The 17124-nt window shown below is 40.7% G+C and carries 14 protein-coding genes; 5 read left to right on the top strand and 9 right to left on the bottom strand.

The window, feature by feature from the left end:
• Positions 1-2: 2 nt before the first annotated feature.
• The 5 genes from J4E76_RS19705 to lepA all read right to left on the bottom strand — a co-directional run bounded on the left by J4E76_RS19705 (position 3) and on the right by lepA (position 8585).
• A complete protein-coding gene (locus J4E76_RS19705; protein ID WP_208506519.1) occupies positions 3-3074 on the bottom strand; it encodes a SusC/RagA family TonB-linked outer membrane protein in 3072 nt (1023 codons plus the stop codon).
• Positions 3075-3386: 312 nt separating this feature from the next.
• Positions 3387-5261, bottom strand: a complete 1875-nt coding sequence (locus J4E76_RS19710) for an OmpA family protein (protein WP_208506520.1) — start codon at positions 5259-5261, stop codon at positions 3387-3389.
• A 2-nt stretch (positions 5262-5263) separates the two neighbouring features.
• Positions 5264-5875, bottom strand: coding sequence for a 7-carboxy-7-deazaguanine synthase QueE (locus tag J4E76_RS19715; RefSeq protein WP_236017561.1), 612 nt, complete (start codon positions 5873-5875; stop codon positions 5264-5266).
• Between the two features lie 39 nt (positions 5876-5914).
• Positions 5915-6796, bottom strand: coding sequence for a bifunctional 5,10-methylenetetrahydrofolate dehydrogenase/5,10-methenyltetrahydrofolate cyclohydrolase (locus tag J4E76_RS19720; RefSeq protein WP_208506521.1), 882 nt, complete (start codon positions 6794-6796; stop codon positions 5915-5917).
• A 1-nt stretch (position 6797) separates the two neighbouring features.
• Positions 6798-8585, bottom strand: coding sequence for a translation elongation factor 4 (gene lepA / locus J4E76_RS19725; RefSeq protein ID WP_208506522.1), 1788 nt, complete (start codon positions 8583-8585; stop codon positions 6798-6800).
• A 75-nt stretch (positions 8586-8660) separates the two neighbouring features.
• On the opposite strand from lepA, the gene J4E76_RS19730 reads away from it, so the two are divergent.
• A complete protein-coding gene (locus J4E76_RS19730) occupies positions 8661-9179 on the top strand; it encodes a DUF4924 family protein (protein ID WP_208506523.1) in 519 nt (172 codons plus the stop codon).
• Between the two features lie 16 nt (positions 9180-9195).
• Here the strand turns inward: J4E76_RS19730 and J4E76_RS19735 are convergent, their stop codons facing one another.
• Positions 9196-10479 carry an amidohydrolase family protein gene (locus tag J4E76_RS19735; RefSeq protein ID WP_208506524.1) on the bottom strand — a complete coding sequence of 428 codons (1284 nt, stop codon included), beginning with the start codon at positions 10477-10479 and terminating at the stop codon, positions 9196-9198.
• A gap of 44 nt (positions 10480-10523) precedes the next feature.
• Positions 10524-11210, bottom strand: coding sequence for a bifunctional 2-polyprenyl-6-hydroxyphenol methylase/3-demethylubiquinol 3-O-methyltransferase UbiG (locus J4E76_RS19740; protein WP_208506525.1), 687 nt, complete (start codon positions 11208-11210; stop codon positions 10524-10526).
• A gap of 281 nt (positions 11211-11491) precedes the next feature.
• Between J4E76_RS19740 and J4E76_RS19745 the strand changes: the two genes are divergently transcribed.
• The 4 genes from J4E76_RS19745 (at position 11492) to crcB (ending at position 15459) form a co-directional block, all read left to right on the top strand.
• Positions 11492-13996 (top strand): DUF5916 domain-containing protein, encoded by a 2505-nt coding sequence (locus tag J4E76_RS19745; RefSeq protein ID WP_208506526.1) that lies wholly within the window; start codon positions 11492-11494, stop codon positions 13994-13996.
• Positions 13997-14120: 124 nt separating this feature from the next.
• Positions 14121-14645 (top strand): ACP phosphodiesterase, encoded by a 525-nt coding sequence (locus J4E76_RS20970; RefSeq protein ID WP_370592827.1) that lies wholly within the window; start codon positions 14121-14123, stop codon positions 14643-14645.
• Positions 14642-15085 carry a hypothetical protein gene (locus tag J4E76_RS19755; RefSeq protein ID WP_208506527.1) on the top strand — a complete coding sequence of 148 codons (444 nt, stop codon included), beginning with the start codon at positions 14642-14644 and terminating at the stop codon, positions 15083-15085. The genes J4E76_RS20970 and J4E76_RS19755 overlap by 4 nt, the downstream gene beginning before the upstream one ends.
• Positions 15085-15459 (top strand): fluoride efflux transporter CrcB, encoded by a 375-nt coding sequence (gene crcB / locus J4E76_RS19760; protein ID WP_208506528.1) that lies wholly within the window; start codon positions 15085-15087, stop codon positions 15457-15459. The genes J4E76_RS19755 and crcB overlap by 1 nt, the downstream gene beginning before the upstream one ends.
• On the opposite strand, the gene J4E76_RS19765 is transcribed toward crcB, so the two are convergent.
• Positions 15456-16508, bottom strand: a complete 1053-nt coding sequence (locus J4E76_RS19765) for a M42 family metallopeptidase (RefSeq protein WP_208506529.1) — start codon at positions 16506-16508, stop codon at positions 15456-15458. The two genes, crcB and J4E76_RS19765, sit on opposite strands and share 4 nt — an antisense overlap.
• Positions 16509-16565: 57 nt before the next feature.
• Positions 16566-17123 carry a hypothetical protein gene (locus tag J4E76_RS19770; protein ID WP_208506530.1) on the bottom strand — a complete coding sequence of 186 codons (558 nt, stop codon included), beginning with the start codon at positions 17121-17123 and terminating at the stop codon, positions 16566-16568.
• Position 17124 lies beyond the last annotated feature (1 nt).

Below are 17124 nucleotides of genomic sequence, written 5' to 3' on the forward strand. Positions count from 1 at the left end.
ACTTAGAAAGTCAAGTCGATAGATCCAGTGAATGTTCTTACTAGTGGGTAAGTAAAGTTATCTACAGGACGCTGCAAGTTTCCAACTTCAGGATCGAAACCTGTGTAATCACTTAAGATTAGAAGGTTTCTACCAATAATTGAAAGTTTAGCTGCCTTGAATACATTACCTAATCCCATTCTATCAAGAGCATTCTTGTTAATGTTATAGTTAATAGCAAGCTCAGCAAGTCTTGTATTAGTAGCATCCTCTAAGTAGAAATCGTTAGATCTGTTAACGTTATAGATTGACAAGTAGTATGCAGTAGTTTTCTTAGAACCATCAGCAATACCAGCTTGATCAAACATTGGGTGTAACAAATCACGAGATAACCACTGGTTACTCTGGTTGTAAATCAATCCACCGCTCTGGTGCGTCCACAACATGAAAACACTAAGGTCCTTGTATCTGAAAGTAGTATTCAGACCTAAGTTGAAATCAGGAGTAGCATTACCTAACAAAATGTCATTCAATACAACACCATTGTCATCAGTCTTTCTCAAAACAGACTCTTGGTTAGTTCCAATAGAAGCAGTATGTACTACAAATCCGTCAGCGTTAATAGAGTAATCACCGATTACACCGTCTTGTCTGAATGGATCATTCAATACGTTACCAGCACCATCAACAGTTAACTCACTAAGAGAACGAGCATATTGCTCACCGTAAATGTCACCAATTTTAGATCCTTCTCTCCAGATGTTCAAACCAACAACTTGGTCTCTTCTGTCGAACTCAGTAATCTCACCTTGGTATCTGTCAAATACTAAACCGAAAGTCAATCCAACTTTGTCAGTTTTGATTGCTTCGTAATCTAATGTCAACTCAATCGAGTTACCTTCTACAGTACCTGCGTTTGCAATTCTCTGACTGAATCCACCTGACGCAGCACCAGAAATTGGCACAGTCAAGATCTGATCCTCAGTTGTCGAATTAGAGTAAGACAACAATGCAGAGAACTTATCTAGGAAATCAGCTCTAAGAGAGATTTCATACTCAGTTGTTACAGAGTTCTTCAATTCAGAGTTACCTAGAGTACCATTAGCACTAATCGCACCTGCAGTTACACCAAATTGCTCATACTGATCAGCAAAGTTAGGTCTGTTACCTGAAGTACCGTAAGAACCTCTAATAGAAAGCTCTTGGAAACCAGGGATATCTACATCTTCAGAAATTCTGTAGTTGAAAGAACCTCTAAAGAACGTCTGCCATCTCTGATCAGCACCAAACAAAGACACACCTTCATATCTTACGATAAGGTCAGCGATATATTTGTTTTGGTAGTCACCTGAAAGTGCTGCTGCAAAGTTATGTGCAGTAATTTGAGTCTCACCAGAAGTTAATGGGTTCGTAGTAAGGAAGTTGTTATACGTCAAGATACCAGTTGCTTGTTGATCTTGAGCACTTAGGCCCCAAGTTTCACGCTGGTTATCCTCATACTGATAGAACGCTCTAGACCTTACATTCCAATCATTGAATGACTTAACATATGATAATGTTGTAGTCGAAATGATTGCAGTCTGATCTGTAAATGCATCAGCTCTCTGACCCAAAGTAGGGTTGTTACCAGCAGAAATATCTAAGTGTCCTTTTGGTAAGTAAGTGAATGTATGGTTGTCCAATTTATCAATTGAAGCAGAATACTCAACATTCAAACCTTCAGCGATCTCGTAGTTCAATCTCAAGTTCGTTAAGAATCGAGTTTGACGGAAATCTCTAGTAAGTCTACTTAGAGTATAAAGTGGGTTAGACTCAGAGTTTGAGAATTTGTTAACGTTCCATCTGTATGGAGTACCATCAATGTTATCCTCAGTCAAATCAGCTGAAGGATCCATCATGAACAAGTTTCTTAAAGCACCTCTAGTACCTAATCCACCTTGCCAACTTAAATCTCTGTTTCTAATACCATAAAGCGTACGAACAGAAAGTTTCAACTTGTCAGTGATATCCTGATCCAAGTTCACTCTTAAGTTTTGACGACTATCTCCATCAACAAGTGGTAAAAGACCTCCTGTAGAAGTATTTTCAAACGAAGCAGCAATGTTACCAGAACCGTAGTTTGAAGTTACTTGAAGATAAGAAGTCCAGTAATTAGTTCCTTTAAAGAACTGATCAAGGTGATCTACCGTTCCACCTGGGAACGCGTTATCTTGAAGTAAATCCGGATCATCTTGACCCAAGTTAAATCCATTAGGATCGTTAGCCGTAACTATCGAACCATCAGGGTTTGTAGCGAAGTGATGAGAACCAGTCTTCTCTGGAGCTCTAGACGAATACAAGAACTCAGCTCCAAACTCATTTCTGAATCTAATAGTCGGAACTGCTCCAGCTTTTGCCCCAGAATTAGTTTGGATAGAAATCACACCATTCGCTGCACGAGACCCGTAGAGAGAAGCAGCAGATGCACCTTTCAATACTTCGATGTTCTCAACATCTTGCATGTTGATATCCTGCAAAGATCCTTCAATAAGGATACCATCAACAACGATAAGAGGAGCATTTGATGTTCTCAACTGGCTAGCTCCACGAATTTGGAGAGTAGCACCAGCAAGAATACCACCGTTACCTCTTCTGAACCTAACACCAGCAACTTTACCATTAATGGCATTAGCAGCATTGGCTTGAGGTACTTGTTGAAGTAGTTCTTTGTCTACTTTACTTACAGAGAATGCAAGTTTTTTCTCTGGAGTTGCAGCAGCAACACCCGTTACAACCACTTCACCGAGTGAAGTAGCATCTGGCACTAGAGATACGTTAATCACAGATTGGTTACCAATCGCAATTTCTTGAGTAACATAACCTAGGAATCGGTACACTAAAGTACCACCACTGGAAGGAACACTTATTGAATAAGTTCCGTCAGCATTAGTAGGAGTACCTTGTGTAGTACCCTTCAAAAAGATAGATACCTGAGGAAGTGGCAGTCCATCGTCTGAACCAGTCACTTTACCAGATACTGTCCTGTTCTGGGCTAGCGCTGAGGTTGTTAAAACCGCAAACACGAGCATGACACAAGTCAGTAAAATTCTCTTCATTTTGCTTTCGTTTTAGTTTAATTGATGAATAATTAATTTGTTTAGAAAGCCAAACATAAAATAAAATGTCATCAATTAATAACAATTGCCAAATAAATTTGATCAGCTGAGAACATCTCTGAACGGCCTATTTCCCGTGTATAAACGGTTTTTCTATGTATTTAAGAATTTTGTTTGGTTAAGTAAGGGTAAACCATTTTTGAGGAAATCCGTAGTGTGAAAAGCCTATTAAATGCAAGTGTAAGCACCAACTTTTTTATCGAAATCTCGTAAAAGCCCAATGTTAAGGTAATATTAAGTCAGATAATTAGATTATTTTAAGAATCCAATGACTTTAAACTCTATACGTCTGTTCTGATTACGCTCTGTTTCGGTATTTCCGTGGTTCAAGGGACGATCTTCTCCATATCCACGAAACACCAAATTTTCTTTGGCAACGCCTTTTTCGATTAAATATCGATAAACTGACTTCGCTCTTTCTTCAGATAAGGTCATATTGTCCACACCCTCTCCGATAGCATCTGTATGACCTCCTATCTCAATTTGAAGCTTCTGGTTGTTCAAAATTGTCATCACAGCTCCCTCCAGAACGGGGTAACTCGATGGTTTAATTTCAGCACTACCAAAGTCAAAATTTACCACACCAAACTCGATCAACTGATCAGCCTTTATCGGCTTGAGAGGAACCTCATTCTTCGGTAATTCTTTTAATTCCTGAAGCGTCAATTCTCTAGATAAATAATTCGAGGCCTCTACTTTTAGAAGTGCTGAGTTCGTTGTTTCCAAAACCCTGAACCTACCCAGCCCAGTACTGGCAACGATAGTAGAACTACCAATATGTCCGGGCCCACCTTGGACTGATACACTAGCCTTTATCAATTCCTTTGTTTCCTCGTCAATCACACGCGCGTCAAGCAGACTGATTTTCTTTTTTGGGATTACTTCTTCCGGCACCCTAAATCTTTTTAGTGTGATCCTTCCATTTTCTTTCGAGGAGCTGTAGTAGGCCCAGCCTTGTGGACTAATACCATATCCAACCTGATCGAAGGCATTATTGATAGGATATCCAAGGTTCTCAGGTTCTTGCCATTCTGCATTGCTATTAGTAGAAACGAATAGATCTAACCCTCCTAAACCCATTCGGCCCTTGGAAGCGAAAAAGAGCGTTTTCCCGTCAGCATATATATAAGGTGATAGATCGTCATAAGGGGTATTGATTTCTGCCCCCAAATTTTCAGCAACACTCCATCCATCTTTGGTCCTAGAACTGCGCCATATATCAGCAGCACCAAAACCACCATCTCGCCTACTCACAAAATATAGTTCGGAACCATCTCTACTTAACGAGGGCTGAGAATCCCAAAAGGGACTATTAACTTCTTTTGGTAATAATTCTGGCTCTATCCACTCATCAGCATTGAAATAACTTATATATAGATCGCAACTGCCTACATTTCCCGGGACATTACATGCAGTAAAAACCAGAGTTGATCCATCTAAGGATATTGATGCTGCCCCTTCGTTTCTATCTGAATTGATTTTCGAAGAGATAGACTCCGGCTTTGACCAGTTGCCATTGGCGTAAGAACTACTGAATAAATTCTCGTCACCTTTGCCATTGTTCTCTCTAACAGTAAAGACGAGCTGATCGGATAAAGTGATAGAGGGAAAGTATTGTCTCTCAAACTCATTAATAGGTTGAGGCAATTCTTCGAAGTCAACAGTCTGGGGGTTGGACACCTGCTGAAGAGAGAACTCCACAGATTGAGTCAGCATTTGAGTTATGCGCTTGGGCAAACCATAAACCTCTCCTTCTATTGAGGATAGCATCGCACTCGCCTCTTGATATTCCCCCAATTCATATTGATAATTGGCTTGATCGGAAAGAATACGGTTTCTAAAAGCAGGCTCTAACTCCTTCTGGTATTTTCCAAACACATCTACCGATTGAGGATAGTCATCTCGTCTCAGATAAATCTGATGCAAGAGTAAAATCGCTTCATCGAAACTCTTATCTCTTTTGAGTGCATCCCTTAATAATTCTTCGGATTTGAATAGGTTACCAATTGTGCTGAGCTCCTTGGCTTGGTTAAAGCTTTCTATGGCCTTCTTTTTTTTGGAATGAAGGTCTTGAGCCAATAAACTTTGACTGAGTACTAATAATAAGGTTACTACAAAGGTTCTCAACACTAGGGAATCTGCATAAACTTATGTGTTTGTAGCGAAATTTTCCATTGAGGGTTGTCTTTTACGTAATCTATTATTTCAGGAAGCATAGTTTCCGACTTGTCCCACTCTGGTTGCAGGTATAACAAACAATCGGGATTTACCTTGGTGGCATGCTCTTCGGCCCACTTGAAATCACTCTTATTGTAGACTACTACTTTCAGTTCGTCAGCCGATTGATAAAACTCATCTCTAGGCTTCATAAATTTCTTAGGGGAAAAACAAACCCAGTTCCAATCGCCACTCAAAGGATGTGCCCCCGAAGTTTCAATATTGGTTTGTAAACCATTTGCTTTTAAAGCGCTAGTAAGTTCGGTCAAATCATACATCAGAGGCTCCCCTCCTGTAACAACGACTAAACGTGTAGGATGAGCCTTAGCTTTATCTACAATCTCCTTTACAGATTCTCTCGGCCATTGGTCCGCATTCCACGAATCCTTCACATCGCACCAAACGCAACCGACATCACATCCGCCAAGTCTTATGAAATAGGCCGAATTACCTGAGAAGTGACCTTCTCCCTGAATAGTATAGAAAGCTTCCATAACCGGAAGCGAATTGAGTTCCTTTGTCATAATCAATTTTTTAAAGCAGGTGTTGAAACTGCTAATCGTTTAGACCAACTTTTGATTGGCCAAGTAAGTATTCCACAATAGTGATGCAATGGTCATAGGACCAACACCTCCCGGAACAGGCGTTATATAACTACACTTTGGTGCCACCTCGTCAAATCTGACATCGCCTTTTAGTTTGAAGCCAGATTTTGTCTTATCAGAAGGTACTCGATGAATTCCAACATCAATCACAATAGCTCCTTCCTTAACCATGTCTGCTGTCACAAAACCTTCTCTTCCGATGGCAACAATCAATATATCTGCCTGAGCACAAATCTCCTTCAAGTTCTGCGTCCTACTATGACAAAGTGTTACCGTTGCATTTCCAGGATTAGAATTTCTCGACATCAACACACTAATAGGTGTCCCAACAGTGTGACTTCTTCCGATAACCACACAATGCTTGCCTGAAGTCTCTATGCCATTACGCTCCATCAAGAGCATCATACCCTTTGGAGTTGCCGGCAGCAATGTTGGAAGATCAAGCAACATCTTGCCAAGATTGGAAGGATGAAAACCATCAACATCTTTCTCCGGTAAAATTGCCTCTACTACTTTATGTTCGTCAATCTGGTTCGGCAAAGGTACCTGAACTATAAATCCATCAATCTCTGGATCATTATTAAGTCTATCAACTGTGGCCATTACTTCTTCCTCAGAAGTCTCTTCTGGAAGATGGATTAAAGTGGAACCAAAACCTATCTGTTCGCAGGCCTTTACCTTAGCATTAACATAGGTCTTACTAGCACCGTCTTCGCCTACCAAAACAGCAGCCAAATGAGGTACTTTTCCTCCATTATTTTTGATCCCAGCAACCTTGCCTGAAAGTTCATCTTTGATCGATTGAGCAGTTGCCTTTCCATCTAGAAGTTGATATGCCATATTAGTCCAATTTTAACACTGCCATGAAGGCCTCTTGTGGGATCTCCACATTACCTACTTGGCGCATTCTTTTCTTACCTTTTTTCTGTTTCTCAAGTAGCTTACGCTTACGAGAAATATCGCCTCCATAACACTTAGCCAAAACGTTCTTTCTAAGTGCTTTCACCGTCTCTCTTGCTATAATTTTTGTGCCAATAGAAGCCTGAATGGCTATTTCAAACATCTGTCTTGGCAAAAGTTCTTTCAACTTTTCGCAGAGTCTTTTACCCCAATCATAGGCCTTATCACGGTGAACAATTGCAGACAAAGCATCCACTTTTTCACCATTGAGCTGAATGTCTAATTTTACCAAATTTGACTGGCGAAAACCTATCAATTCATAGTCCAATGAGGCGTATCCTCGAGAGATAGTTTTAAGCTTATCAAAGAAGTCAAAAACGATCTCTGCCAGAGGCATCTCGAAGGTTAATTCTACCCTATCAGATGTCAAGTAAACTTGATTTGAAATCTGCCCTCTTTTGTCAATACAAAGGCTGATAATTGGCCCTACATATTCAGCTTTTGAAATGATTTGAGCACGTATAAATGGTTCTTCCAAATACTGCGTAACATTGGCCTCAGGAAGCTCGGATGGAGCGTTCACTAATTGCAGTGAACCATCGGTCATAATGGCGTGAAATTGTACCGAAGGGACTGTTGTAATCACAGTCATATCGAACTCACGCTCTAATCTTTCTTGAACGATTTCAAGGTGTAACATTCCTAAGAATCCACATCTAAAACCGAAGCCCAAGGCAGCTGAAGTTTCGGGCTCCCAAACCAGTGAAGCGTCATTCAACTGAAGTTTCTCCATAGAGGCTCGAAGCTCTTCAAACTCTGAAGTTTCAACAGGGTAAATCCCTGCAAAAACCATTGGTTTTACGTCCTCAAAACCCTTAATAAGCTCTTGGGTTGGGTTTTCTACATGGGTGATGGTATCACCAACTTTTACTTCTTTGGCTACCTTAATTCCCGAAATCAGGTAACCAACATTTCCCGCACTTATTTCTTGCTGAGGATCTTGATTTAATCTCAAAATGCCAATTTCATCGGCATTATATGTCTTACCAGTATTGACGAACTTGATGCTGTCTCCCTTTTTGATCGATCCATTGAACACTCTGAAGATTACTTCAATTCCTCGATATGAATTGAAAACAGAATCAAAAATCATAGCCTGAAGCGGCTTACTAGGATCTCCTTTCGGTGCTGGCACTTTTTCAATAATTGCCTTCAGAATATCTTCAATTCCAAGGCCTTCTTTTCCACTTGCGTGAATTACATCTTCTGGTTCACAGCCTAAAAGCTCCACAACCTGATCGGTCATTTCTTCCGGCATTGCCCCTGGAAGGTCAATTTTATTCAGTACGGGTATGATTTCAAGGTCATGTTCTAGCGCCAAATAAAGATTAGAAATAGTCTGAGCCTCAACACCTTGAGATGCATCTACTATCAGCAAAGCGCCCTCACAAGCAGCAATGGACCGTGAGACCTCATAGGAAAAGTCTACGTGACCAGGAGTGTCAATAAGATTAAGCGTATACTCCTCCCCCTTGTATTTATAATTCATTTGGATCGCATGAGACTTGATGGTAATACCACGCTCGCGCTCAAGATCCATATCATCCAACAACTGATTTTGCATGTCACGCTCACTCACCGTTCCTGTTTGCTGTAACAGTCTGTCTGCCAAGGTACTCTTACCGTGGTCAATGTGTGCGATTATGCAGAAATTCCGTATTCTCTCCATGCTTTCTTAAAGAACTGCAAAAATAGAAAAAAGTGGATCATTTGCTTTGAAGGGATAACCTTTAATTTTGTGGCTATGTTATTGGCAGACAAGAAAAAGCAAGAGAACATCTCTGAGTATATCATCTACATGTACCAAACCGAATTATTAATTCGAAACTTTGAATTCGATATCGACAAGATCAAGGTGCACGTTTTTGGTAATATCCCCGACAATAAAATGTCTCCGGAAACTAAGGAAGAAATACTCAATTGGTACAGCAAAGTCATCACTGATATGACCTCAGAGCAACTAGAAAAAGAAGGTCACCTATCCTATGTACAAGATGAAATTCAGAAACTGTCAGACCTAAGCCTTAAGTTTTTGGTCGAAAATGAAGACTACCAAGCCATTTTCAACATGGCAAGACCAGCCATTAGAGAAAACATTATTGCCTCAGATGGTTTGGTTACAAACCCTATTCAAGCCTGTTTAAATGGCGTGTTTGGGCTTTTGATTGCGCGAATGAACGGCAGAGAAATACCTGATGAAATTATGACTCAGGTAGAGCAATTTGGGAATGTACTTTCTTATTTAAGCCAGCACTATTCGTAATAAATGGATCAAAAAACTAGTCTTTATAAACCACTCCGTTCTTCATTACGAATTTGACCTTAGTCATATTCGAGATATCTGTAAGAGGATTGCCTTCTACAGCAACGATATCAGCCATTTTTCCTGCCTCTATGCTTCCGTATTGATCATCTATTCTCAATAATTCAGAGGCAGTCATGGTAGCTGATTTGATAGCCTCCATAGGTGACATCCCTGCCTCCACCATATAGATAAACTCTTTACCGTTTTCGCCATGAGGAAAAACACCAGCGTCCGTTCCAAAAGCAATCTTTACACCTCTCTTGTATGCCTCAGCAAATGTACCTTGAATTTTAGGACCCACTTCTAAGGCTTTTGGTACAACTACTGCCGGAAAATAGCCGGGAATTTGTGCCTTCTCGACAACAAATTTTCCTGCCGAAATGGTCGGAACATAGTAAGTACCTTTTTCGATCATTAAATCCATCGTGCGTTGAGACATAAACGTACCATGCTCGATGGAATTGATGCCTGCCAATACTGCCCGATACATCCCTTCATCTCCATGAGCATGCGCAGCCGTAACAAAACCATACTCTTTAGCCGTTTCTACAATGCCTTTAAGTTCATCCATCTGAAACTGCGGGCCTTGCCCATCCTTGGCAACAGATAATACCCCACCAGTAGCGGTAATCTTAATCACATCCGCACCATTCTTATAGCGCTGTCTGATGGCTTTCCTAGCATCAGCTTCACTATTGATCACCCCTTCTTTTGGGCCTGGGTCTCCCAAAAGGGTAACCTTACCTCCATTCGTTGGATCTCCATGTCCTCCAGTAGTAGCGATGGTTTTCTCTGCAGTATATATCCTTGGCCCTTTGACCTTACCCGCATTAATCGCCTTTTTTAAAGACACATTCACTCCACTGCCCCCTAAATCTCTTACGGTAGTAAAACCTGCCATCAATGTTCTCTCAGCATAGACTTGAGCATTGTAAGCTACATCTGCGGGATTTAATGTATAGGACTCAACCCGTCTTGCCGGGCTATTTTGAGACTCTATATGAACATGCATATCCATCAACCCTGGTAAAACGGTTTGTTGTTTGAGGTCAATGACAGTGTCATTTGATCTTCCTCGGGTGAAACCACTTTCTATGGCCACTATCTTATTCCCCTCAATAATTACTGAGACTTGGGAACGAGCATTCTCAGTTTTTCCATCAATTAGACGGCCACAATGAAGGATTGTCCGCTGAGCGAAACTTAAAGATGAGAAACAAACGAGTAAGGCAATGATACCGAGGGATCGCTTAAGCATAGTAGTAAAGTTTATTTTGGGTCAAGATATTAAAAAAAGCAAAGCTATTTCCTGATAAGTCTGGCCAAGTATTGGCCGTTCTCATCAGAATGCAGAAAGTAGACATACCAACCCAAAGCATCAGCTTCTATGGCCAGAGTGTCCTTGTCAAGATACACCCAATCAAACCACTCACTTTTTTTTCCTTTATACTCATACTGAAAGCTGACTTCTCCATAGTACCTATCGGTGGGTAAGTCTTCATTTTCAAACAAGTACTTTACATCGCTGCTATCTAGTATTATCTGACCATCAGGCTTGAGGAGTTTGTCTGCTTGCTTTAAGAATGGTTTAAGTCGACTCTTTTTACCTATGAAACCTATACCATTCATCAAGCAAAATAGCGTGTCAAATTCATCACTCTTAATCTCAAAATAATCAATCTGCCTGGCATCTTTGACCTTTGAGTTCTTCATGATGTCGACAGCCTGCTGGTTTGTATCAATTGCCGTAACGCTATAGCCCAACTGTTGTAGACAAATGGCGTGACAACCTGTACCGGCCCCAATGTCAAGAACATTGCCCTCACAAACCGACAAAGCCATTTTTTCCAAGTCGGGCATTTCGTCATACTCACGAAAAAAATACCACAAAGGCATTTCTTCTGGTTCTCCGTAGGAATTATGAAGTACAAGTGGTGGTACTTCATCTTTCTCGATAAACTCAGATAAGGCTGTGCCATATGGATTCATATTTCAAAAAAGAAGAGATCATTTGGTATATCAAAATGAAGTGAATAATCGCTCCAAAATAATGTTCCGCTCAACTTTCATTTTACAGAATCAAAGACTGTTTTATGATTGAACCGCAGGTAATAATTGTCTTTACAAAGACACTTGGAAAAAGAACATAAATATCTTATTTACAATCACTTATCAATTGGCTACCGCTCACACCAAAAAACGGTCATTTAAGATAATTTCCATTCATGAGCCCATTAACAAATGACACCTTTGTCTGTTGATACATTGGTATGGTAAAGAGGTCGGTTCAAAATAGTATTCTCATACTGGTAGCGTTATGCTGCTCACTGTCAGTCCTTGGTCAGGACTCGCAAATTCAAAAAAAATCTTTCGAGGCTGTTCGCGCTGTTGACAAAATCAAGGTGGATGGAATTTTCGATGAAGCTTCTTGGGGCTGTGCTCCAGTACTTACGGATTTTGTTCAAAGACGCCCGTCTCCAGGAGTTGCTTCTGGTAGAAAGTCAGAAGTAAGGTTTGTCTATGATGATGAAGCCATCTATATCTCAGCAAAACTTTACGAGAAAAAAGATCAAGTCTTTAACCTACTCACTAATAGAGATAACATTGGTAACTCAGACTATTTCGGTGTAGTCATTGACCCGTTTAATGCCGGTCTCAATGGTGTTGGCCTTTTTGTTACTGTTGCTGGCGTACAATACGATGCTCAATATTCAAATGGTGGTAATGAACGCATTTGGAGAAATGATAATGACTGGAATGCTGTATGGTTATCGGAAACCAAGGTTTTTGAAGATTACTGGACAGTTGAATACAAAATTCCATACGCAGTCTTAAGATTCAAATCTAACGATGTTCAAGACTGGGGTATTAACTTCTTCAGGAAATCCACCTTCCTTAATGAGGACTCATTCTGGAATCCAATAGACCCAGAGATTAATGGCTTCTTAAATCAGGCAGGAGAAGTAAACAAACTGGAAGGGATAGAAACACCAACCAGACTCTTCTTCTACCCTTACATATCTACGGTATTAAGTCGTTCCACAGAAACTGGTTTTGTTACACCTCAACTCAATGGTGGTTTAGATATCAAATACGGTATCAATGATGCTTTTTCATTGGATATGACACTTATCCCAGATTTCAGTGGAGTGCGGTCTGACAATCAAGTACTAAATCTTTCGCCTTTTGAGGTAAGATTTGATGAGCAAAGACAGTTTTTCACTGAAGGCTTTGAACTGTTTAATAAGGCTGGCCTCTTCTTTTCAAGACGAGTAGGCACAGCCTTTGGACATTTAAGTGAAAGCCTTGGTGAGGATGAAATCATCAAGTCACGACCCCTAGCAGCTCAACTGTTGAATGCGAGCAAAATTACTGGACGAACTAATGGTGGTTTGGGCATTGGTTTCTTCAATGCGATTTCGAAAGAAACCTTAGTTGAGGTAGAGAATACGGAAACTGGGGAAATCAGAGAAGTTGTAGGTGATCCATTGACAAACTTTAATGTTTTGGTTTTAGATCAAAACCTAAAAAACAACTCTAGTGTAACCTTAACCAATACAAATGTTTGGAGAGGCAGGGATGCCGATGACGCGAATGTAACAGGTGTCAATTTGAACCTGCGAGACAAAACGCTTTCTTGGAGATTGGCTGGTTTCTATGGCTATAGTCAGGTGATATCACACGATGTAGAAGCAGCCACTAGTGATAATAAAACCGGGTTTAAATACAACGTTAGCCTAGCAAAGACAAGGGGAAATTTTCAATTCAACATGAGGAGGAGTGTCGAGTCTGACACTTACGACATCAACGACCTTGGATTTTTAAGAAGAGCAAATAGAGTAGAGCATGGTGGACAAGTTTCTTACAACCAGTTCAGTCCTCAAGGAATTTTCAATAGTTGGACAATCCGCAGTAATATCAACTATAATCAACTGTATGAGCCCAATACCTTCACTGATATGGGCTTTAATATTAATGCGAATGGACAGTTCAAAAACTTTTGGTGGCTTACTGCTGAAGTGGGTGGTAGCCCAAGAACAAGCAACGACTTCTTTGAGGCTAGAACCAGTGGGTATGTATTTAAAAGACCAAATAGTCAGCGTTACAGTATGTCCTTCCGGTCAGATGGAAGAAAGCAATTTAGTGCTAATGGCCGTTACCGCGTGACCAAAAGGCCAGATTGGAATATGACAGAAACATCTTTCAACCTTACGGCAAGAATTAGGATTGGAGAGCGTGCTGAAATCAGTCAAAGAGTTGATGTTCTCAGAAGAGACAATAACAGAGGTTACGTAACTCGTTTTTTCAATGATGGTACAGGAGACTTAGAAAACGTCATTTTCGGTATCCGCGATAGAAGGACGCTGACTAATACTACCGAGGCACGCTACATATTCAGTAACAGAATGGGAGTAACCTTCAGGCTCAGACATAACTGGGACCGTGTTGAATACCGTGACTTCTTGGAGCTGACTGAAGATGATGAAATCATTGATTCGAATTACACGGGTCTGGATGAGGTTACTAATGATCCTCTACACAATCGTAACTTCAATGTTTTCAATATCGATATGGAGTATAACTGGCAGTTCCTACCTGGTAGTGAAATTCGGGCCATTTGGAAACGTTCAATTGGAACAAATGACCTTAATACTCAACTAGGCTTCTTTGAAAACTTTGACAACACTATTGGTGCTCCCAACTTCGATACCATCACAATTAGACTTGTTTACTTCATAGACTACCTGAATGTCAAAAATATCTTTAGGAAGTAAGCATTGGTAATGGCTTCATAGCTTAATACCTTTAGTCAAAACCATTGACATCAATTACTTAGCTCATTTATATCTTTCAGGCGACAACGAACAAATCAAGGTTGGCAATTTCATCGGAGACTTCGTGAAAGGCAAACAGTTTGAGAGTCTCGCACCAATGATTGCAAAAGGGGTTCTCCTGCATCGCGAAATTGATAACTACACCGACACACATCCCATTGTGGCATTAAGTAAGGACAAGCTGAGAGATAAGTATAGACACTATTCAGGTGTAATTGTAGACATGTACTATGACCATTTTCTAGCTAAAAACTTTAATCAATACTCAGAGGTATCCCTGAAAGATTTTGCCCAATCGAGTTACGAAGTCATGCAAAAGCACTGGGAGGTTATTCCACCAAAAGGGCAAAATATGCTTCCCTATATGATTAAAGGAAATTGGCTGCTCAATTATGCTAAACCCGAAGGTATTCATAGGTCCTTACGGGGCCTCTCTCGAAGAACCAAGTTTGAATCAAAACTCGAAATGGCCATTCAAGAACTTTATGAACACCATGATGCCCTTCAGGATGAATTTGCTGCCTTTTTTATAGAGATTGTTAAGCATATTTCTCAATTCAGAGAAGATTTAATTAATTCGTCTCAATGATTATTTCAAAGCCCAAAAGGACCACAATATTCTCGCTAGTTGTTTTCACTATCGTATGTGGGTTTGGCTCCCTTTACTTTCTTAGGCAAATATTGAGCGATCCTGTTGGTACGTGGCGATATATTGTATTTGGAATCCTCGTATTGACAACCACAATCCTTCTGTCAAAACTTCTTTTTGGTTACAAAGTCATAAAGATTAGTCATGATCAGGTACATATTTACTACCCTTTCCGTTTTTTCAAAACGGTGCAGGAAATTGGTAATCTAGGTGCCTGGCAAGAAACTACAGTAATGACAAATAAAACCGAATTCAGGCAATTAAAGCTGGTTTTCGTGAATAAGGGCTATGTGAAACTAAGTAATCAAGAAAACAGCGACTACGATAAGGTTTATAAATACATCAAGCGGAAAGCCCCGAAAAAAGAAGTGAAAGAATAATGCTTAAGAACTTAATTATAGTGGGTGTTGGTGGTGGAGTAGGTAGCGCATTGCGGTATTTACTTCAGGAGACACTGCACAAGCAAATTGAGAATTTTGAGCCATACGGAACGTTTGTCGTGAATATTATTGGCTGTCTTCTGCTAGGCCTACTGGCAGGCTATGCCGAGCAAGAGAGGCTTATCAATACTTCCATGAACCTTCTGTTGATATCAGGGTTTTGTGGCGGGTTTACCACCTTTTCAACTTTTGCACATCAAGGTAACGCGCTCTTTATCTCGAGTAAACCCATTCAGGCCATTCTCTACATTGGACTGAGCGTGATCATAGGGTTATTAGCTGCTTACTTCGGTTATAGGCTCACCAAGGCTTAGTGAGACCAGTCATACCGATCAAGATTTTCCAAACTAGCTACCAACAAATCTACTGCGCCCTTAATGTCCTCCTTATGTGCCATTTCAATCACTTGATGTAAATGTCGTGTAGGGATAGAAACCGCACCAGAAATAGCACCATCCTTACCCATGCGTTGTACACTAGCAGTATCGGTGCCTCCTGCTGTTAATATTTCAGGCTGCCATTTGATTTTCTTTTGGTCTGCAATCTGCTTCATATAAGCTACCATGCGATAGTCACAGATGGTCGAAGCATCCATAATCTTAATCGCTGCTCCTTTTCCTAGTTCAGTGACCATCTCATGAGGTTGAGCTCCGGGAAGATCAAAGGCAATTGTAGTGTCTAGACCAAAACCAAAATCTGGGTTGATTGTATGTGCTGAAACATTCGCCCCTCTCAAGCCTACCTCTTCCTGCACGGTAAACACACCGTAGACATCATAAGGTTGGTTCTTCATGGCCCTTAAGGCTTCGATCAATATAAATACTGATACACGGTTGTCAATAGACTTGCAGTTAACACAATCGCCCATTTCTATTAACTCTCGCTCTCGCGTAATTGGATCGCCAATTGAGACTATCTTTTCGACCTCTTCTTTTGACATTCCAAGATCAATAAAGTAATCCGATGTCTTTGTCACTTTAGTTCGCTCCTCAGCAGTCATCACGTGGATTGGTTTACTACCCATTACACCAATAACATCCTCTTTTCCGTGAATGATCACACGCTGAGCCGTTAAGGTCTTGGGGTCAAAGCCACCAAGGGTATGAAAACGTACAAAGCCATTATCGTCAATGTGGGTGACGATGAAGCCAATTTCATCCATGTGAGCGGCTACCATGACTTTCTTACCCTTTGGGTTATTAGACCCTCTCTTGATCGTGACAACATTACCCATGTTATCCACAGACACTTCATCCACCAAGGCACTTACCTCCTGAATGACAAGGTCACGAACGCGCTTTTCAAAGCCTGGCGCCCCAGCAATTTCACAGATAGATTTTAAGCGAGAAACATTAATACTCATAGCTAAAGAGGTTATGCCACGAATATAGAAGGAATGTGAATCAAGAAGAAATGAGTACTATAAATCTTCAGCCACAGTAAAGACAACCGTAAGGCTGTATATACCTGGTGCATAATTTATGCCTGGTGTGAGCTTATAACTCACGCGAAATTTATGGGTAAAGGGATCGGCTATCGGATCACCTGGGTCATTGGTACCTACACCGGTGCCAATGGAAATATCATTTGCGTTTGAGCCGATAAGATAGGTTGGAGTGGCAATGTCTTGAAGTGGAAAAAAGGCAGATTGCTGCGAGGTACGACCAGGGCTATCAGCACGTATCTCGAGAATACTTACCGGAATAGCGTTAGTACCCGCACTAGAGTAGGTCTCAATTAAGTCCCATTGGCCTACAGTAAACGTTTCAGTACCTACATATAAGTCCCAGTCAACAGTTGTGTCTATGGTGAATTCTGTCGCATTACCCAGAACTACTCCACTCGTGTATTGGCGAATAGTATTAAAGGTGAAGGACAGATCAGTTCCTTTGGTAATCTCCAGATTTAATGTCTGCGCGGAGATGCCAAATGAAACTGCTATATGCAAGACCGTTAATAACATAATTGGTCGCAGCATG

The organism is Roseivirga sp. E12 (assembly GCF_017592825.1).
Classification (GTDB): Bacteria; Bacteroidota; Bacteroidia; order Cytophagales; family Cyclobacteriaceae; genus Roseivirga.